The organism is Streptomyces europaeiscabiei (assembly GCF_001550375.1).
In the GTDB taxonomy this organism is placed as follows: Bacteria; Actinomycetota; Actinomycetes; order Streptomycetales; family Streptomycetaceae; genus Streptomyces; species Streptomyces europaeiscabiei.
This window is the reverse complement of the sequence record NZ_LRTR01000686.1, coordinates 21,771-39,698: the sequence shown is the minus strand read 5'-3', so window position 1 is coordinate 39,698 and position 17,928 is coordinate 21,771. Positions and strand designations below refer to the sequence as shown.

At 67.3% G+C, this 17,928-nt stretch carries 14 protein-coding genes and 4 pseudogenes; 8 read left to right on the top strand and 10 right to left on the bottom strand.

Annotated features, from left to right (window positions below; all coding sequences use genetic code 11):
- Window positions 1–90 precede the first annotated feature (90 nt).
- On the top strand, window positions 91–357 hold the full coding sequence (locus tag AWZ10_RS33900) for a hypothetical protein (RefSeq protein ID WP_060892921.1): 267 nt from the start codon (window positions 91–93) through the stop codon (window positions 355–357).
- A gap of 434 nt (window positions 358–791) precedes the next feature.
- Here the strand turns inward: AWZ10_RS33900 and AWZ10_RS51790 are convergent, their stop codons facing one another.
- From AWZ10_RS51790 to AWZ10_RS54265, 4 genes and pseudogenes are all read right to left on the bottom strand, one after another.
- Window positions 792–1,313 carry a hypothetical protein gene (locus tag AWZ10_RS51790; RefSeq protein WP_159058446.1) on the bottom strand — a complete coding sequence of 174 codons (522 nt, stop codon included), beginning with the start codon at window positions 1,311–1,313 and terminating at the stop codon, window positions 792–794.
- 293 nt (window positions 1,314–1,606) lie between these two features.
- Window positions 1,607–3,328, bottom strand: a complete 1,722-nt coding sequence (locus AWZ10_RS48635; protein WP_425264522.1) for an IS1182 family transposase — start codon at window positions 3,326–3,328, stop codon at window positions 1,607–1,609.
- 132 nt (window positions 3,329–3,460) lie between these two features.
- Window positions 3,461–3,745, bottom strand: a pseudogene (locus AWZ10_RS54270) (dioxygenase); the annotation flags it as partial.
- A gap of 22 nt (window positions 3,746–3,767) precedes the next feature.
- A pseudogene (locus AWZ10_RS54265) lies at window positions 3,768–4,115 on the bottom strand (cellulose binding domain-containing protein); the annotation flags it as partial.
- A gap of 676 nt (window positions 4,116–4,791) precedes the next feature.
- Between AWZ10_RS54265 and AWZ10_RS33875 the strand changes: the two are divergent.
- The 3 genes and pseudogenes from AWZ10_RS33875 to AWZ10_RS33865 all read left to right on the top strand — a co-directional run.
- Window positions 4,792–6,730 (top strand): annotated as a pseudogene (locus tag AWZ10_RS33875) (glycoside hydrolase family 48 protein); the annotation flags it as partial.
- A 426-nt stretch (window positions 6,731–7,156) separates the two neighbouring features.
- Window positions 7,157–8,179: a LacI family DNA-binding transcriptional regulator gene (locus AWZ10_RS33870; RefSeq protein ID WP_060892919.1), complete on the top strand. Its 1,023-nt coding sequence runs from the start codon at window positions 7,157–7,159 to the stop codon at window positions 8,177–8,179.
- A 242-nt stretch (window positions 8,180–8,421) separates the two neighbouring features.
- A complete protein-coding gene (locus tag AWZ10_RS33865; RefSeq protein WP_060892918.1) occupies window positions 8,422–9,561 on the top strand; it encodes a glycoside hydrolase family 12 protein in 1,140 nt (379 codons plus the stop codon).
- A 7-nt stretch (window positions 9,562–9,568) separates the two neighbouring features.
- Here the strand turns inward: AWZ10_RS33865 and AWZ10_RS51785 are convergent, their stop codons facing one another.
- On the bottom strand, window positions 9,569–9,712 hold the full coding sequence (locus AWZ10_RS51785) for a hypothetical protein (RefSeq protein WP_159058445.1): 144 nt from the start codon (window positions 9,710–9,712) through the stop codon (window positions 9,569–9,571).
- 677 nt (window positions 9,713–10,389) lie between these two features.
- On the opposite strand from AWZ10_RS51785, the gene AWZ10_RS33860 reads away from it, so the two are divergent.
- Both AWZ10_RS33860 and AWZ10_RS33855 read left to right on the top strand, forming a co-directional pair.
- On the top strand, window positions 10,390–11,430 hold the full coding sequence (locus tag AWZ10_RS33860; RefSeq protein ID WP_046703387.1) for a vWA domain-containing protein: 1,041 nt from the start codon (window positions 10,390–10,392) through the stop codon (window positions 11,428–11,430).
- A gap of 278 nt (window positions 11,431–11,708) precedes the next feature.
- Entirely contained in the window at window positions 11,709–12,542 is an 834-nt protein-coding gene (locus tag AWZ10_RS33855; RefSeq protein WP_060892917.1) for a PIG-L family deacetylase, read from the top strand.
- A gap of 520 nt (window positions 12,543–13,062) precedes the next feature.
- On the opposite strand, the gene AWZ10_RS53090 is transcribed toward AWZ10_RS33855, so the two are convergent.
- Complete coding sequence (locus tag AWZ10_RS53090; RefSeq protein ID WP_244172631.1) at window positions 13,063–13,245, bottom strand: MOSC domain-containing protein; 183 nt, start codon at window positions 13,243–13,245, stop codon at window positions 13,063–13,065.
- Entirely contained in the window at window positions 13,245–13,880 is a 636-nt protein-coding gene (locus tag AWZ10_RS54260) for an MOSC N-terminal beta barrel domain-containing protein (RefSeq protein WP_244172630.1), read from the bottom strand. The genes AWZ10_RS53090 and AWZ10_RS54260 overlap by 1 nt, the downstream gene beginning before the upstream one ends.
- Before the next feature lie 65 nt (window positions 13,881–13,945).
- Here AWZ10_RS54260 and AWZ10_RS54255 point away from each other — a divergent pair.
- Window positions 13,946–14,221: pseudogene (locus tag AWZ10_RS54255) on the top strand (ADP-ribosylglycohydrolase family protein); the annotation flags it as partial.
- Here the strand turns inward: AWZ10_RS54255 and rox are convergent.
- Together rox and AWZ10_RS33840 are read right to left on the bottom strand one after the other, a co-directional pair.
- On the bottom strand, window positions 14,129–15,673 hold the full coding sequence (rox, locus tag AWZ10_RS33845; protein ID WP_060892916.1) for a rifampin monooxygenase: 1,545 nt from the start codon (window positions 15,671–15,673) through the stop codon (window positions 14,129–14,131). The pseudogene AWZ10_RS54255 and the gene rox overlap by 93 nt on opposite strands.
- A gap of 198 nt (window positions 15,674–15,871) precedes the next feature.
- Window positions 15,872–16,063 (bottom strand): hypothetical protein, encoded by a 192-nt coding sequence (locus tag AWZ10_RS33840; protein ID WP_046703391.1) that lies wholly within the window; start codon window positions 16,061–16,063, stop codon window positions 15,872–15,874.
- 724 nt (window positions 16,064–16,787) lie between these two features.
- Between AWZ10_RS33840 and AWZ10_RS33835 the strand changes: the two genes are divergently transcribed.
- The gene (locus AWZ10_RS33835; RefSeq protein ID WP_060892915.1) at window positions 16,788–17,309 is read left to right on the top strand and encodes a hypothetical protein; all 522 of its coding nucleotides are present in this window, start codon (window positions 16,788–16,790) and stop codon (window positions 17,307–17,309) included.
- 64 nt (window positions 17,310–17,373) lie between these two features.
- On the opposite strand, the gene AWZ10_RS33830 is transcribed toward AWZ10_RS33835, so the two are convergent.
- Entirely contained in the window at window positions 17,374–17,901 is a 528-nt protein-coding gene (locus AWZ10_RS33830; protein ID WP_107417550.1) for a DinB family protein, read from the bottom strand.
- Between the last annotated feature and the right edge of the window lie 27 nt (window positions 17,902–17,928).

The following is a 17,928-nucleotide window of genomic DNA, read 5'->3' as shown; positions in this document are numbered from 1 at the left end:
GCTGTCGGCGTGCCCATCCTCAGCCACCGAAAGCGAAACGGTCCGCCGACTCCGTCGGCCGACCGTCACGAAAGATCGAGGCTAGCGGCGATGCGGGAGGAGGCCGGGGACCGGGAAGGCGCCGAATCCCTGGCCTGGCAGGCCGCCGACCACGGCGACACCGACGTCCTGCACCGCCTGGCGATGACGCGGGAGGGGGCCGGGGACCGGGAAGGCGCCGAATCCCTGGCCCGCCAGTTCGCCGACCACGACGAGACCACCCTGTACCGCTCGCCCATCAGGCGGGAGTTACTCAACAAGCTGTGGCCGGACGGCCTGGACCCGGACGGTACGCCGACACCCCCATGGCAACCGTAGGGCGGCCGCCCTGCTCGGCCGACATATACCGCCAGGGACTGCCGTCGTTTGCGGCTGGTGACGATCCTGCTGGCTTATTCCGTGCCCGGCGGGGCTGGCGGCTCGTTGGTCGGAACAGCAGCGGCCGTCTTGGCGTTCCCGGTCGCGGGTGGGGTGTGGAATGTCGATGCGGCCGAGGCCGTGGCCGAAGGTGCCTGAGCTGACCGCGCAGGTGGCGCGCTGCGTATCGGCTCCACGCCGGCCCTGATGTCCTGACTCAGCCGGCTAGCGTTCTGTAGGCCTTCAATTCCGCTGATGCCCCGGTCGTCGTGCCAGACCCGGGCCGACATGCATGGCGGATGTCGGGGACAGCCAAGGTGCTCAGGTCGTTGCTGCGGGCTGGGTGCTGCGGATGGCGGGCCAGCCAACCGAACAGCGAGGTTGATGGGAAATCCTCAGCCGGGGTAAACGGGTGGGGCTGCTGATCTTGACGGATCCCAGGACTTTAGCCCGTATTGGTCCTCAATCTTGTGGACCTCCTCATGCTTGGGGGGCGCGGGCCAGATGGTGATTAGGTGGTCTTCAACGGGATGGTCAGGGAGTTCAGGCACCGCACTGAGCTGTCGCCCTTGGTCACGTCCACGGGTGTAAATTCGGATGCGGTACCAGCCGGGCCCCTTGTGAGCCAGATTCCCGGCTTCGCGCAGAGTATCTCCTGCCCAGAGGAGAAGAAACATGATTCCTTTCTCGCTGTGATGGCTGACGTCCACGACCGATTCCCACGCTTCGAAATCCTGGGGCGGCTCATTATCCCGGCACTCGATGGCCAGCGTGATATAGCCGCTGTGTGTGCCCGACATAATGGTCAGATAGCCACTCCCGGCTCCTACGAGCGTGTTCCCTCTTGGAATCCTCGGAATCTCTTCAGGGTCGGGGAGGCTGCCCCATTCGCAGAGGTAGTACTGGCTGTACTCCACATTTAGATGGTCTGTTCTCCATGTCATGCCCGACAACGTGCGTCCCTCGATTCAGTGATCCCGCCACACCTGTTGCAACCAGTACAGTGAGCCATACCGGCACCGAGCTGCACTAACGCACACCAACGAGCTCACGCCACAGCGCCTCCCCCGACGCCGACACCCTCTCAGCCTTCGCTCCACGGGACGGACGCGACCACAGTCCGTGACACTCGCTCCCCATCCACGACGGCGGGCAGCCGAACACCGACTACACGATCAACGACGCCTACCAGTCTCAGACCCCAATTCGGTTACGCGGCGAGGGAGAGGTCGAGTCGGGCAAGGTGGCTGACGCGGGTGCGGTCGAGCGGGTGGCCGTTCCACCAGGCATCGAGGCGTATGAGGTTGAGCGCGACGGCGGAGAAGACGTGCTCCAGGTGGGTCTTCTGGAGACCGAGGTAGCGGGCACGTCTCATCCCGGTGACCGCGACGGCCTGGTGGATGGTTCCCTCGATGCCCGCGCGGGTTCCGTACTTGGCTCGCCACTGCTCGTCGCCCTGCTGGAGGCGGGCATGGTCGAGGACTTCTTGCACCTCGCGGGGTTGCAGGGAGAGAGTCCGGCCGCCGGTCTTCGAGCTGGTGCACTGGTCGCGCACCGGGCAGGGGCGGCATGTCTCCTTGTTGAACTTGATGACGATGGCCTTGGTGCCGCGCAGGGTGGCGGGGCTCCACCAGGTGCTGGTGTCCCCGCGTGGGCAGGTGGCCTGCCGCTTGTCCCAGTCGATGGTGAACGCGGTGCGGTCGAACCCGGCGCCGGCACGCGCCTGGGGTGAGCTGTTCATCAGGACCGGGGTGACCAGGGTGACCCCGAAGTTCTTCTTGATGCCCACGATCAACTCGGCGGAGGCGTAACCGGAATCAAGGAAGTGCTCGGCGGGCAGAAGACCACGGGCGGCGAGCATGTGATGGACCGGTTCGGTCATTTCCGCGTCGGTCACTGTGGCGTCGGTGGTCGCGACGCCGGTGATCAAGCGCGGCGGCGGTCCGTCGGCTCCAGGGACCGTCGCCTGGCCGGTGGGCGCGTCCTGGTCAGCAGCTTCGTCGCAGGACTCGCTGATGTGGATCTTGTAGCCGGTCCACCAGGAGCCCTGTTTGAGGCCGTAGCGAGCGTCGGTGTTGTACGGAGAGGCCAGCCTCAGTCTGCCGGGCGGGAGATCTTTACTCTCTCGCCGCTTCACCTCCGCTCCGGCCTCGGACCCGGCGCGGTGGTAGTTCTGCACCCATATCGTGCGCAGGACCTGCACCGCCGGGAGTTCCCGCAGCCAGATCGGCGCGTCGGGGGCATGCACCGCCTCCAGCAGCGCGAACCCGTCCCGGCCGTAGGCCAGAGCCATCTCCTCGCGCTTGCTCGTGGAAGCCGGCGGATGCCAGGAGTGAATCCGCGGGCCGTAGCGTTCGGCCCATTCCCGAACGGGCACCGCCCCGGTCAGCCAGTCCGGGGCCGCGCAGGCCAGCGTCTCCAGCGTGGCCCGCAGTGTCTCCCCGGCCAGCTCCAGCCTGTTCAGGTCGCGTACCGCCGCCAGCACGCGGGTGGAGTCGGTGCGCTGCTTGCCTCCGGCCTTCACCAGGCCCCGGTCCTTGAGCGCGGTCAGCAGCAGATCGAGCACCTTCTCCTCCATCCCGTGCTCGACCAGGCGCGTGCGGAACTCGGACAGCACCGAGGCGTCGAACCCGGGAGCATCCAGCTCCAGGCCGAGGGCGTATTTCAGGTCCATGCCGTACCGCACCCGATGCGCTGCCGCCCGGTCGGTGAGGTTCTCGGCGAACTGCAACACCGTCACCAGCGCCAGCTGGCCCGGTGACCAGCCCGGCCGCCCTCTGGCTTCGAACGCCTCGGCGAACTCGGCGTCCGCGAACAACTCACCCAGTTCGTCACGGACCCGCATCGCCAACGGGTACGGGCCCCGTGCCGCCACCGCCCGCGCCACCTGCGCGGTCAGCTCAGGCACCTTCGGCCACGGCCTCGGCCGCATCGACATTCCACACCCCACCCGCGACCGGGAACGCCAAGACGGCCGCTGCTGTTCCGACCAACGAGCCGCCAGCCCCGCCGGGCACGGAATAAGCCAGCAGGATCGGTGACACGGTTCTTACAGGCACCCCGAGAAGGGGCCGACGACGGTGCTCTCGGTTCCCTCCTCGGCGCCGTTGAGGCTCTCGACGAGTATGGAGACGCCCAGGACGTCGAGGAGCAGGACGAACTCCTGGCGGGTGTCGTCGCATGTCTGGCCCACGGCGGAGAGGAAGCCGATCGCGGCTTCCCACTCCTGCATCGTGGGTTCGATGTCCCGCACGAAGTCGTGGAGGTGGCGAGTCAGACTCTCCATGACCTGCCGCAGTCGCTGGTCCTTTGCAGGCGACGCCGTCGAGCGTGAAGGTGGCGGGCACACTGTTGGTGCCGCTGTAGGAGCCGTTGAAGCAGAAGCTGACCGAGCCGCCGCTCGGGAGGCTGCCGTCGCAGTTCTCGTTGGCGACGGTGACGTCGGCACCGTTCTGGCCGACCTTCCCGTTCCAGAGGTTCGTGACCTTCTGGTTGCCGCCGTACGACCACTTCACCGACCAACTCGTCTTGGCGGCGGTGTTGTTGGTGATGGGCACGGCGGCGGTGAAGCCGACGTCCCACTGACTCTGCACCCTGTGGTCGACGGTGCAGGGGACGGCCGAGGTCGCAGCACCGACCTGGCCGACGAGGAGCGCCGTCCCCGACGTTCCGGCGACCAGCGCCAGGGCGGTGAGCAGCGATATCCTGCCGTAACTCATGAGTGGGGGCTTCCTTCTCTGGATGGGGACTTGCGGATGGAGGCCGCGCGAACGGGCGCCGGACCGACGCCCTACGCGGTGGCAGTTTCGGCGCGGGCGGAGATCAGGGGCGGACCGGCGGAACAGTCCCGGGCGTTCCGGGTCCGGCCGGACAGCACTGGCTCACGGTCGTCGCACCACCGCACGCCCTGGTCGACGAGGGGATGCGACCAGGTGTTCTCCCGAACTCCCCGGCTCATGCCGGCACTTCACTCAGCCGCTCGGCGGTGTGCGAAGAGACCGACCGCCGACGCCCGGTGGGCCGAAGCGTCAGGCATGGCCGGCATCGGCTTCCGGCAGCTCGTGTGCACATCCGAGCGGTCGGCCGCTGGGCGCGCCTGCCGACCGCTGGACCTCCACGGATCGAGCGGGGACTTCATTCCGTGCGTCCGGACGTGGGCCACCAGGACCTCGACGGAGTTGACGGACCCTGGCGCGGGGTTCACGTCCACGGCGTACGCCGTCCGGCTGAGCTGGAACGTGGGCGGTGCGGTAGTGCGCGTCGGGGTCACGGCCGTCGATCGGGTGAAAGCCCTGGAAGAGGCTGTCCCACTGGCTGGTGACGACGTGTCCCACCGTGCACGCGGCCGTGGCTCCCCGGGCAGAGAACACCGGTAGGACAGCGCTCAGAAGAGCGTCGCTGACGGGGCTGTCCGTGACGGGCGGCGCGTCGCTCACCTTCACCCCGTCGAACTGGAACACCGAGCAGAAGGTGACCATCACGGCGGACTCCTCCGGCACGGGGGCGGCGACCTTCGAGTCGACGGCCGGCGGACACGGCAAAGCGGCGGTGACGGTCACCCAGATCGCGGCGTCCAAGGAGTACGACGCCCGGTTCCTGGAGCTCTACGGCAAGATCACCAACCCGGCCAACGGCTACTTCTCCCCCCGAGGGCATCCCTTACAACTCGGTCGAGACGCTCATCGTCGAGGCCCCGGACCACGGCCACGAGACCACGTGGGAGGCGTACAGCCACCTGCTCTGGCTGCAGGCCATGTACCGCAAGGTCACCGGTGACTGGACCAAGTTCAACGGCGCCCTGGGAGATCATGGAGAAGTTCATGATCCCCACCCATGCCGACCAGCCGATCAACTCCTTCTACGGCGCGTCCAAGCCGGCGGCCTACGGGCCCGAGGAGGACACGCCGAACCAGTATCCGACCACGCTCGCCCCATCCGTACCCGTCGGTTCGGACCCTCTCGCCGGTGAGCTGAAGTCGGCGTACAACACGGACGACGTCCACGGCATGCACTGGATCCAGGACGTCGACAACACCTACGGCTTGGGCAACACCCCGGGCGGCAAGTGCGAGGCCGGCCCGACGGAGACCGGACCGTCGTACATGAACACCTTCCAGCGCGGCCCGCAGGAATCGGTGCGGGAGACGGTGCCGCAGCCGACCTGCGACGCCTTCAAGTACGGCGGCAAGAACGGCTACCTGGACCTGTTCACCGGGGACAAGCCGTACGCCAAGCAGTACAAGTACTTCAAGAAGATCGGCAACTGTGTGGGGCCGTCCACCTGTCCGGCAGGCACCGGCAAGGACGCCTCGCACTACCTGATGTCCTGGTACTACGCCTGGGGAGACTCCACCGACACCACTGGGGGTTGGTCCTGGCGGATCGGATCCAGCTTCGCCCACAGCGGCTACCAGAACCCGCTGGCCGCCTACGCGCTCAGCGTGCACACCGACCTGAAGCCCAAGTCGGCGACCGGCGCGGCCGACTGGAGCATGTCGCTCCAGCGGCAGATGGAGTTCTACCGCCGGCTGCAGTCGGACGAGGGCGCGATCGCCGGCGGCTCGACCAACAGCTGGGCGGGCCGCTACGCGACCCCGCCGGCCGGGAAGTCGACGTTCTACGGCATGCACTACGACGAGCAGCCGGTCTACCACGACCCGCCGTTCGGCCAGTGGTTCGGCTTCCAGGCGTGGTCCATGGAGCGGGTCGCCGAGTACTACCAGCAGACGGGGAACGCCGCCGCGAAGGCGGTCCTCGACAAGTGGGTCAAGTGGGCGCGGTCCAAGACCACGATCAACCCGGACGGCAGCTACCAGATTCCCTCCACCCTCAAGTGGTCGGGCCAGCCCGACACCTGGAACGCGTCAAGTCCCGGTGCCAACAGCGGACTTCACGTCTCCGTCGCCGACTACACCGACGACGTCGGCGTGGCGGCCGCGTACGCCAAGGCACTCACGTACTACGGCTCCAAGTCCGGTGACGCGAAGGCGAAGTCGACGGCGAAGTCGACGGCGAAGGCGCTGCTGGACGGCATGCGGGACCACCACCAGGACAGCCTCGGCATCGCTGTCCCCGAGACCCGCAGCGACTACAGCCGGTTCAACGACAGTGTCTACGTGCCGAGCGGCTGGACCGGCAGGATGCCGAACGGCGAGCCATCGACTCGTCCTCGACGTTCTCCTCGATCCGGTCCTTCTACACGAACGACCCGGCCTGGCCGAAGATCGAGGCCTACCTCAAGGGCGGCGCCGCGCCCGTCTTTACCTACCACCGGTTCTGGGCCCAGGCGGACATAGCCCTGGCCATGGGCTCGTACGCGGAACTCCTCGAGTAGCCCCCGCCGGCGATCCGCGTCCACGACCCCGTCACCAGGCGCCGGGGTCACCCGGCCGGGCGGCCCCACCCATACAGGGGTCGCCCGGTCCTCCTCACGCACGATTCCCGGACGACCAGGCTCACGCGCGAGCACGGAAACGCCACAGCAGGTAGTGACCGACGCACGGCCGGGACCCTCTTCCTCGCAGGCTCAGGCCACCGATGGAACGGACCGATATTCCCCTAAGCAAACGCGGGGACACCGGAGCCTCGGGTAGCGAGGTCCTCCTTTCGACCACCAGCACAAAACCGCACCTCCCCATCAGAACGGGAGCGCTCCCAACCTTTGGGTGCGGGACGACCGTCCGTAACCATGCCACTGGCGAAGTCGTGTGCTCGATCCCCTCCGGCCGGTAAGATCGGTGATCTCTTGGGGGAGGTGGTCATGGGCAGACGACGCCTGGGGACACCGACGCTGGAGGAGGTGGCCGCCCACGCGCGGGTGGGGCGGGGCACGGTCTCCCGCGTCATCAACAACGCTGCGGGGGTGAAGGAGTCGACGCGCCGGGCCGTACAGCGGGCCATCGAGGAACTGGGTTACGTGCCCAATCTCGCAGCCCGTTCCCTGGCCGGACGACGGGCCGACGCCGTCGCCCTGGTCATGACGGAGCCTGACTGGCGGCAGTTCGCCGAGCCCTTCTTCTCCGAGATCGTCCGCTCGCTCGGCGACGCACTGACAGACACCGGGATCCAACTGCTGCTGACCCTGGTCCGCTCGGACGCGGAACGGCAGCGCTTCCTCGAGTACGCGCGCGGCGGACGGGTCGACGGAGTCCTGCTGATGTCCGTGCACGCCGGTGATCCGCTGCCCGACATGCTCGCCGAAGCCCGGCTGCCGACCGTGCTGCTGGGGCGCCGCTCAGGGGAGGAGTACGTCAGTTACGTCGACGCGGACAACATCGGCGGAGCCCGCAGCGCTGTCTCCCACCTGCTGAGACAGGGCCGCAGAGTGATCGCGACCATCACCGGGCCGCTCGACCTGTACGCCGCCCAGTGCCGGCTGCGCGGGTACGAGGAGGCCCTGGCGATGGCGGGCCTGAAGGGCGAGCCGACCCGTGTCGCCGAAAGCGACTTCACGGCGGAGAGCGGACGCCGCGCCATGGCCGAACTCATCGAACGGCATCCGGACATCGACGGCGTCCTCGCGGCGTCGGACACCACAGCCGCGGGGGCTCTGGAGGCCCTGCGCGCGGCCGGACGTCGAGTGCCCGAGGATGTCGCCGTGATCGGCTTCGACGACTTCTCACTGGCTCAGCGAACCGAACCACGGCTGACCACGGTGCGGCAGCCGATCGAGGAGATCGGGCGGGCCATGATCCGACTGCTCCTGGAGGAGATGGAAGAGGGCGCCGTGGCCTGGCGTCACGTCATCCTCCGTACGGAGCTGGTCGTACGCGAGTCGACCTGACTGTCGTAGGCGTCGCAGGCGAACGAATCCCGTCACAGGAGCGCTCCCGCGTGGGCGCGCTGCGTCTCGACACCCCTGTCTGAACTACGGGTCCGAAAACACTTCGACATGTTCATGCCTGCAGCCTTGTCAGCGACCCGAACCATCCCTACAGTCCCAGCCGAACCCAGGATTGGGAGCGCTCCCATACACAAGGCGTGGAAACGCTTCCTCTGACCCCCCTCCCTCTCAAGAGGATCCGCATGCGTCCTTCACCGCACCATGCCCACAGCGCGCGTGGCCTGCTCGGCGCGCTGCTCACCTCGCTCGTCTCACTCGCCGCGCTACTGACCACGGCGTCAGTGGCGCAGGCCGACACGACGATCTGCCAACCCTTCGGCTCAACGACCATCCAGGGCCGCTACGTGGTTCAGAACAACCGCTGGGGCACCAGCGCCACCCAGTGCATCGCCGTCACCGACTCGGGGTTCCGGATCACCCAGGCTGACGGATCCGTCCCCACGAACGGCGCCCCGAAGTCCTACCCGTCCGTCTACAACGGCTGCCACTACACCAACTGCTCGCCCGGCACCAAACTTCCCGCGCAGCTCAGCACCATCTCCTCCGCGCCCACGAGCATCTCGTACGGCTACGTGAACGACGCGGCGTACAACGCCTCGTACGACATCTGGCTCGACCCCACACCCCGCACCGACGGCGTGAACCGGACCGAGATCATGATCTGGTTCAACAAGGTCGGTTTCATCCAGCCCATCGGCTCCCCGGTCGGCAACGCCACCGTTGCAGGGCGCGAGTGGCAGGTGTGGACCGGCAGCAACGGCTCGAACGACGTGCTGTCGTTCGTCGCACCGTCGGCGATCACCAGCTGGGCCTTCGACGTCACGGACTTCGCCCGGCAGGCAGTCTCCCGCGGACTCGCGCAGAACAACTGGTACATGACGAGTGTTCAGGCAGGGTTCGAGCCCTGGCAGAACGGCACGGGCCTCGCCGTGAACTCGTTCTCCTCCACGGTCAACACGGGCTCCTCCGGTGACCCGGGCGGCCCCGGAGGGCCCGGAGGCCCCTCGGGCTGCAAGGTGGCGTACGGGACCAACGTCTGGCAGGGCGGCTTCACCGCCGACGTCACCATCACCAACACCGGTTCCTCCCCCGTGAGCGGTTGGAAGCTCGCGTTCACTCTTCCCTCCGGGCAGCGGATCACCAATGCCTGGAACGCGAACCTGTCCGGGTCCTCAGGAGCCGTCACAGCAAGCAACGTGGCCCACAACGGGGAGGTGGCGGTCGGCGGCCAGGCGACCTTCGGGATCCAGGGCACCTCCGGCGGCACCTTCGCCAAGCCCTCCGACTTCAGCCTGAACGGCACGGCCTGCGCCACCGGGTGACACACGCTCACCTGCCGGGATCCGCCTGGTCTCTCCATACCGACCGGCGGGTCCCCGTCGTGAGCGCGGCCTGCCCGTGGGCGAGGGTGGGGGCCTTCGGGTCTTGGCCGTGGACCCGGCCGCGCAGCAACTGTTCATCGTCGCTGTTCATGTCGTCCAGCCTTGCAGCCGCCACCCCCGACAACGCGGGCTTGCCCACAGTCGCCTGGGCAAGCCCGCGCGCCGGCGGGGGGGTCTGCCCGTGGCAGCCGCGCCGCGTCCGCGCCGGCCGTCGGTCTTCGAGGGCTGCGCCGCCTCTGGCCTCCCGGCGCTCGCGATCGGCCTGTTCCGCCTTCCGCTCCGGTTCGAACGCCCGCGTCTCGCAGTCGTCTCACAGGTGCGGGGGCCTGCCCCCGGGGCCCCAGTCGGCCTTGGTGCCGGCCTTCCACCGGCCGTCGGTGAACTCGCTCCCGCAGTCCCCGCACACCGGACGCCGGGCCTCGCGTTCGGCTGCTTCCTGCGCTTGGCGGCGTCGCGTGCCTTCGGCGCGGCGGGCGAGACCGGCAACCCGGCGGGGGCGCCGAACGCGTCCCGGAGGTTGTGTCGGTACTCGCGGCCGAAGCGCCCGAACGCGACTCCGGCCGGGCCCGTGCTGCGCGGCAGTTCCGGCGTGGTGGCCGCGCCATCGGCATCTTCCCGCTGTTGATGTGGAGGCCGTCTTCGGCCCGCTGCCAACTCCAGGGCGCCGGAAGGGCTGGTGCGACGCTTCGGCCGGTTCGGGAGCCAGGATCGATTGTCAGTGGTGGGTGAGACGGTAGGAGCATCAAGTCGGAACGAGGGGGAGCTGTCATGTCCGGAACCCAGAACTACATCAATCACGTTGCTCTTGTGCTGGATGCCAGTTCGTCCATGTCTCACCTGAGCAGCAAGGTCGTCGAAGTCGCCGACCAGCAGATTGCCTACCTTGCCCGCCGGTCGGGGGAACTGGACCAGGAAACCCGCGTCACGGTGTACGTCTTCGCGGACAAGGTGGAGTGCGTCATCTACGACAAGGACGTGCTGCGGATGCCGTCGCTGAAGCAGCTGTACCGGGCCGGTGGAATGACTGCTCTGCTGGCGGCCGCACTGAAGTCACAGCGGGAGCTGGCGCAGACGGCTCAACTGTACGGCGACCACAGCTTCCTGACGTTCGTACTGACCGACGGGCAGGAGAACGCAAGTCATCGCTGCCTGGATGCCCCTTCCAGGGATCCGCGTGAACTGGTGAAGGCCGTGGCCGAGATGATGGCGACACAGGAGGACAACTGGACGCTGGCCGTCCTTGTGCCGGACCAGATGGGCAAGCGCGAAGCCATGCAGTGCGGATTCCCGAAGGACAACATCGCCATCTGGGACGCCACGAGCACGCAGGGTCTGGAAGAGGCCGGGCAGGTCATCCGGCAGGCAACCGAGAATTTCATGGTGGGCCGCACCCAGGGCATCCGGGGATCGCGGGCGGTGTTCTCCACCGGTGCGGAGGCGGTCAACAAGGACACCATCGAGGCGGCCGGCCTCACCCCGGTGAACCCGTCGGAGTACCAGCTGATCCCGGTGGCCCGTGACGCGGCAATCCGGGACTGGGTCATCGAATGCGGGCACACCTACCGTACCGGTGGTGCGTTCTACCAGCTGAGCAAGTCGGAGAAGGTCCAGGCAAGGAAGCAGATCGCGGTGCTGGAGAAGAAGACGGATCGGGTGTACACCGGACCCGAGGCCCGAGCCCTGCTCGGGCTGCCGAACACGGAAGTCCGCGTCAAGCCGGACCACAACGACGACTTCACGATCTTCGTACAGAGCACCAGCGTGAACCGCAAGCTCGTACCGAACACGCGACTGCTGCTGATGCTCTGACGCCCTCAAAACCGGCGTCGGGTCCTGGAGGGCCTGCCATCCCGGCACCCCACCGGTAACAGAGCCGGCGGCCGCGGGCGAGGCGACGACGCGGCCCGCCGCTCGTGTGCGGCGGGAACAGTCGGCCCGGCCCACACTGTTGCACTGACCAAGAGGACCGGCGCCGCGCGGGCAGGGAACATAGAGACCAACAAGCCGTCCCGATGTGATCCGGGAGCTCCGGGTCCGCGGTACGCCCGGTCATCGGCATCAGACTTTTCACACAGGAGAACCGTTTCATGAATGACCGGCCGTTGACGCTCATGGCAGTGCACGCCCACCCCGACGATGAGGCCACTGGAACCGGCGGTGTCCTCGCGCGGTACGCGGCGGAGGGCATGCGCACGGTCCTCGTGACGTGTACCGACGGCGGTTGCGGTGACGGACCGGGGGGTGTCAAGCCGGGCGATCCCGGGCACGATCCGGCGGCTGTCGCCTTGATGCGGCGTCAAGAACTCGAGGCAAGCTGCGAAGTCCTGAAGATCAGTCATCTGGAGATGCTGGACTACTCCGACTCCGGGATGATGGGGTGGCCGACCAATGACGCCCCCGGCTCCTTCTGGCAGACGCCCGTGGAGGAAGGCGCTGCCCGACTCGCGGAACTCCTGCGGCGCTACCAGCCCGATGTGGTCGTCACCTACGACGAGAACGGCTTCTACGGCCACCCCGACCACATCCAGGCCAACCGCATCACGACGGCGGCGCTGGCGATGACCACGCTGACACCGAAGGTGTATTGGACGACGGCGCCCCGCTCGATGATGCAGCGGTTCGGGGAGGTCATGCGCGAGTTCGGTGGGGACGGGCAGGAGCCGGATCCCGCTGAGGCCGCCGCGATGGCCGAGATCGGACTCCCCGACGAAGAGATCACCACCTGGGTGGACACCACCGCCTTCGGCGGCCAGAAGTTCGATGCGCTGGCCGCGCACGCCAGCCAGGGCGAGAACATCTTCTTCCTCAGGATGGGCCGGGAAAGGTTCACCCAGTTGATGGGCACCGAGACCTTCGTACGTGTCCAGGACACCACCGGCGCGGCCGTGCCCGAGAACGACCTCTTCGCCGGGCTGCGCTGATCGAGAGGGCCTCTGGCCGCCGGGCCCGGCATGACTGTGGCCCCTTGTCGAACTGATGACCTGGGGGCTGGTGTCACCGGGCCCGGCGGTGTCGTCAAAGACGCTGAGGAGTCCCGTGTCCAGTGAGGGAAGGTCTCCATCGGGCCCGGGCAGGGGAGGATGCGCGCCAGGCGAGGGAGTGGGGAGAAGGCGTAGGAGGACGCGAGCCTCGCCCGGAGCGGACCGAGAAGGAGGAGAGAGCCCGGGGAGCGACCGGCGCTGGAAACGGCGAGCGCGTACTGGGGCCGACTGTCACCGCAGCAAAGGACCGAACTGTTCACCGCCGTCGCTCTGGTGCCCCCTGACCGGGGTCTCCCCCGCTTGGCCTCGAACGTGTCGAATGGGCCCAGCGGAACGAGTCCTGTGGCCCCGATTACGATCTTCGACGACCGTCGTGAACAAGTCGGTCGGCCCCATCACATGGCCGTGTGGCGACCGTAGTCCGCTTCTCGCCACCTTGAGCGAGCCGTCACGCTACTGATCACGAGCTTCCTATTCTTGTGACCGAGTCGCCGATCCGCACCGTGCCGGGTTCCAGAACGTCCAGGTATACCCCGACGCACGACAGCCGGCCCAGGTCGAAGACCGGTATGCGGTGCTCGCGGGCGACCGCGCGCATGATGCCGGGGTCGGGTGGCAACTCCTCCTGAGCGAGCGTGGGCATCACGCACCGGGGTGTGGGCACCACGACACGGAAGAGAGCCTCGCCGAGGGGAAGTCCGGCCCCTCGGGCGTGTCCACGACCAGGTTGGGCCGGAAGCGGCGCGGGTCGAAGTCTCCGGTGGGGTACGCGGCCCGCAGCCGTGCCAGGGCAGTTGTGGTGACGAGGTGGACTGTGCCGTAGTCGAAGAACGCCCCCGGTGCGACCCGGCCGGAGGTGATGGCCGCACCAGTGGCGTCGGTGGTTGCCGTGCTCCGCAGGTCGTCTGGGACACCACCCGCATAGTCGGGCACCGCCCGCTCGAGCACGCCACCCTGCTCCCCTGGCATGTCCGACAAGCAGACGCGGCGGCCCAGCAGCCTGGACAGCCTCGCGTCCAGGTCAGGGTCTCCGGCCGACAGGACGACTCCGTCCGGCACCTCGACCACGACCGTGTCGGTGCTGTTCAGCGTGGAGCGGCAGCGGAGCAACGAACCCCACTTGCGGGGGTGCTTGGCGCTGCCGACCGTGCCCGTATCGTCGAGAACGGCGAACACTCGGTCTCCGCGCAGCCCGCGTTCGGCGACCGCCACACTGGTCAGAGCCTCACCGAGCATGGACTTCACCGGGTACCGGCGTAACGCCGTCACAGTTCCCATGGAGCAATCATGCGCACTGTCACACCTCCTCGGGTGCGTTTCAGATCAAGGTGACCCACGGTGAACGCGCGGCGATCGACCTCGGCGGTGACACGGACACGGTCGGCGCGGTGACCGAGGGCCTCGCGGGGACGTATTGCGGGCTGGACGCAGTCCCCGCCCACAGGACCCAGCCGCTCCATGTCCCCCTCCCAGGATTCGATGGACGGGTGCTGCACTCACGGGTCCTTTCGGTTGCTCGGGCGAAATCAGTTGGCGGGCTTGCCGAACCAGCGGGACAGGTGGTCGTCCAGGTCCTGCTGATCGTCGCCGATCCAGGCGACATGGCCGTCGGGGCGTAGCAGGACGCAGGGAACATCCAGTGCCGCAGTGGGGTCCGCGAGGTAGTCGACCCGGTCTGACCAGCCGCCGACGGTCAGGCGTTCGGTGCGGTCCAGCAGCAGGCCGCGGCCGCGATGCAGCAGACCGTAGAGGTGGCCGTGTTTCATGTCGATGTCGGGCAGGCGGCGGCCGAGCAGGTCGGGGCCTTCGCCGAAGTCGTAGCGGATGCCGATCGCGGTGATCTTCTCGATGAGATAGCGGTTCACCTCGTCGAAGTCCATCAGTTCGGTGAGCAGCCTGCGCACGGCCTGCGGGCCCGGTTCGGTGGAGTGCAGTTCCATCTGGGCGCGAGTGTTGTCCAGCACGTCCTCGGCGACCGGATGGCGTTCGGCCTGGTAGGTGTCCAGCAGTGTCCTTGGCGCCCAACGGCGGACTTGTGCGGCCAGTTTCCAGCCGAGGTTGAAGGCGTCCTGAACGCCCAGGTTGAGGCCCTGTCCGCCGGTGGGTGGATGGATGTGCGCCGCATCGCCGGCCAGCAGCACCCGCCCGACCCGATAGCTTTCGGCCAGCCGGGTGGCATCCCCGAAGCGGGACAACCAGCGCGGGGAGTGCACGCCGAAATCGGTTCCGGCGACGGCGCGCAGCTGTTGTCTGAAATCCTCGAGGGTGGGTGGTTCCGCGCGTTCGCCGACTCCCGCGGCGGGGACTACGACGCTGTATGCCCCTTCACCGAAGGGCCTGAGCCAGAACCGCTTGTCGGTCTCGCTGATTTCGGTCACCTTGGCGGCGATCTCCTCCTGCGGCACACCCACTTCCATCTCGCCCATCAGCGTCTCGGTCCGCGAGGGCTCACCGGGGAAGCCGACGCCGAGCAGCTTGCGCACCGTACTGCGCCCGCCGTCACAGCCGACGAGATAGCGCGAACGCAGTTGTTCGCCGTCGGCCAGCTCGACGGTCACACCCTCGTCGTCCTGCTCGAAATGGGCCACCGCACAACCGCGCCGGACCTGCGCACCGAGTTGGGTCGCATGTTCTTCGAGCAGGTGAACGATGACCGGCTGCGGGATGCCCAGCAGATAGGCGTGCGCTGAATCCAGGCCCTGGGGAGCGGGTTTGTTGATGGCGGCGAAGAAACCACCGGCCGGACGCTGTCTTCCGTGTTCCCGAATACGATCCAGCAGTCCGCGCATTGCCATCAGCTCGAGACTGCGAATGTGCAGACCGACGATGCGGACGAACGACACGGGTTCGGTTTCCTTCTCCAACACGAGTACCCGCACATCGTGCAGCCGCAGTTCGGCGGCCAGCATCGCGCCGGTCGGCCCGCACCCGGCAATGATCACGTCGAACATGAGGGGCGCGCGATCGGCGCCGGAGCCCGACGACCGGAGTCCGGGTACGTCGTCCACGGTGAAGTCGCGCTCGACCGTGCCGTTCGACGACGGCTCGGCGGTGAACTGAGAAGCGTGCATAGGTGTTGCCTTTCGGGAGTGCCTTGTTGGCGAGGCACTCCCGGCGACACCTACGTCAATCGCCCGACCGTTACGGAAAGGGGGAGCACCCACATCGCTACAGCGTTCATGGGTCTCACCTCCTCGGGCGATCTCACGGTCAACGGCAAGCTACAAGTCCGAGCATCACCCCGTCCACTCCTTTTCCCGGCCATGTGATCACGACTCCGAACGGGCGTCCGGGGCGCTGAGCAGCTCGTGGAGGTGGTCACGGAAGCCGTTCAGGCGTCTGTTGACCGAGCCGAACAGGACAAGGCTGTTGCTGGTCGTGCCCTTGTGGCCGAACAGGTGGGTCGGGTCGTCGTTGACGGCTGCGAGCAGAGCGACGGCCTGGTGGACGACGTCGAGCACGGCCCCTTCGGCAACTGGCTCGATCTGACAGCCTGCTGGCTCCGGCCGAACCGCTGCCTGCGACGATTCGCCTGTGAGCTACGACCTGGTTGTGTGGGACAGTGCCCGCCCAATCGACGCCCACCAGGCGGGCTCGGTCTACGACGAACTCTATGAGTTCTACCTCGAGTCGGACGAAATCCCTGTGCCTCCGGCTCCGCCCATCGTGGTCGATGTCGAGGCGCTCCTCGAGCGAAATCCGGACGACACCCACGGCAATATTGTCTGGGCGTCGCCACGGGTCGTCGACGAAGCCTCGGGACCGATCGTGTACCTACTCATGTCCTACGCCAAGGCAGAAGAAGTCTCTGACTACGCTGCTTCGTTGGCTCGCAGACACGGCCTCGTCTGCCACGACCCGCAGGGAGAGTCCCTGCGGGTCGTGAGCTATTCGCTCATCCACCGGGCTGACCAGAGCGAGAACGCTCTCGACCGGCCACCACCGTCAGAGTTCCGACCATGCGCTGATCGGTGGCTTTCCGGGCCGCCAGGTAGTCCGCCCAGCTGTCCTGTGGGAGTGCGGCCCACCCGATCGCGGCACTCACTTGGATGCCGAAGAGGTCGCCGGTGACGATCGGTGGAGCGTCTACGTTGGCTTCTGCACCAAGCTCCGGTAAGTCCCTGCCCGCACGTGGCGCCCTGGCCAAGGGCACCAGAGCGGACCACATATCCATGGAGGGAACACGTGGCCATATCGGACAGCGAGTTTCTTGCTCACGCCTCGGAAGTCGCCTTCGAGCTCGGCATCGACCACTTCCGTGTCTCTGCTCTCACCATCAGGTCCCGGGAGATCACATTCACCGAGACCGATGGTCCTGCACAACCGCCCATCTATGCCGAGCGCGAGCCCCCACAGCCGGGACGCGAGGGCCGCCGAAAGTACGACTGGCAGCCCGCGATCGCCGCACCATCGTGGATGAACCTGGCCTGGCTCCTGGAAGACCTTGCCACGTGGGTCCAGCAAATGGCCGACGATCACATCACCTTGGTCGGCCTTGATTCACCGGAGCCGGACTGGTGCGACCTGCTCGTCCTCGACGGTGACAGCGCCTACCGAGCCCGGATCGCTCTGGCCTGCCGACGTGAGGTGCTGGACTTCCCTGGAATGTATCTCCGAGACCTGTTCGCTGAAGGTCGCTACCGCGCCTACCTGACTCCCGGCCTCACTGAGAAGCTGCCGGTAGTGGATCTTCGTACCGTTTTGTGATCCTTCGCGGGCAGTGCTGCGAAGGCGGCCGCTTGCGCGGTCCTCGTGACCGCGCAAGCACGCCTCATGCGCCGGCAACTCCGTCGATCCGCTCCCGAATCAGGTCGGCGTGACCGTTGTGACGAGCGTATTCCTCGATCATGTGCACCATGATCCAGCGCAGCGAGACCCTCTGATCACCGACGTGACCTGCTTCCTCTTCAGACAGGCGGCTCGAGTCGTCCATCGACGCGCCAGCGATCAGCTCACGGCCCCGGGCGACCTCCCCTTGCCAGGCAGCCATCGCCTCGTCCAGTCCCTGGTCCGGCTGAAGGGCAAAGCCGTCGCCATTGCTCTGCCCGAAGACCGGCGGCACGTCCTGGCCTGCGAATACACGCTGGAACCAGTTGCGCTCCACCTCAGCCAGGTGCTGAACGAGGCCCAGCAGCGTCATCGACGACGGTGCCACTGCGGGCAGTCGTAACTGAGCATCTTTCAGGCCCGAACACTTCAGGGCGAGAGTCGCACGGTGAAAGTCCAGCCACGCCTCCAGCATGGCGCGCTCGTCAGCCTGCGCAGGCGGGATAGGCCGTCCGTCCTGTGTCGTATTCATGGACACACCGTCGCAGGAGTCGCCGTG

What these genes read in the sequence shown, in the direction of transcription:
- AWZ10_RS33900 (WP_060892921.1), top strand. Translation starts at nt 91, where the DNA reads ATGCGGGAGGAGGCCGGGGACCGGGAAGGCGCCGAATCCCTGGCCTGG.
- AWZ10_RS33865 (WP_060892918.1), top strand. Translation starts at nt 8,422, where the DNA reads ATGCGTCCTTCACCGCACCATGCCCACAGCGCGCGTGGCCTGCTCGGC.
- AWZ10_RS53090 (WP_244172631.1), bottom strand. Translation starts at nt 13,245, where the DNA reads ATGCCCACGCTCGCTCAGGAGGAGTTGCCACCCGACCCCGGCATCATG.
- AWZ10_RS54260 (WP_244172630.1), bottom strand. Translation starts at nt 13,880, where the DNA reads ATGGGAACTGTGACGGCGTTACGCCGGTACCCGGTGAAGTCCATGCTC.
- AWZ10_RS33870 (WP_060892919.1), top strand. Translation starts at nt 7,157, where the DNA reads ATGGGCAGACGACGCCTGGGGACACCGACGCTGGAGGAGGTGGCCGCC.
- AWZ10_RS33860 (WP_046703387.1), top strand. Translation starts at nt 10,390, where the DNA reads ATGTCCGGAACCCAGAACTACATCAATCACGTTGCTCTTGTGCTGGAT.
- AWZ10_RS51785 (WP_159058445.1), bottom strand. Translation starts at nt 9,712, where the DNA reads ATGAACAGCGACGATGAACAGTTGCTGCGCGGCCGGGTCCACGGCCAA.
- rox (WP_060892916.1), bottom strand. Translation starts at nt 15,673, where the DNA reads ATGCACGCTTCTCAGTTCACCGCCGAGCCGTCGTCGAACGGCACGGTC.
- AWZ10_RS48635 (WP_425264522.1), bottom strand. Translation starts at nt 3,328, where the DNA reads ATGCGGCCGAGGCCGTGGCCGAAGGTGCCTGAGCTGACCGCGCAGGTG.
- AWZ10_RS33830 (WP_107417550.1), bottom strand. Translation starts at nt 17,901, where the DNA reads ATGAATACGACACAGGACGGACGGCCTATCCCGCCTGCGCAGGCTGAC.
- AWZ10_RS33855 (WP_060892917.1), top strand. Translation starts at nt 11,709, where the DNA reads ATGAATGACCGGCCGTTGACGCTCATGGCAGTGCACGCCCACCCCGAC.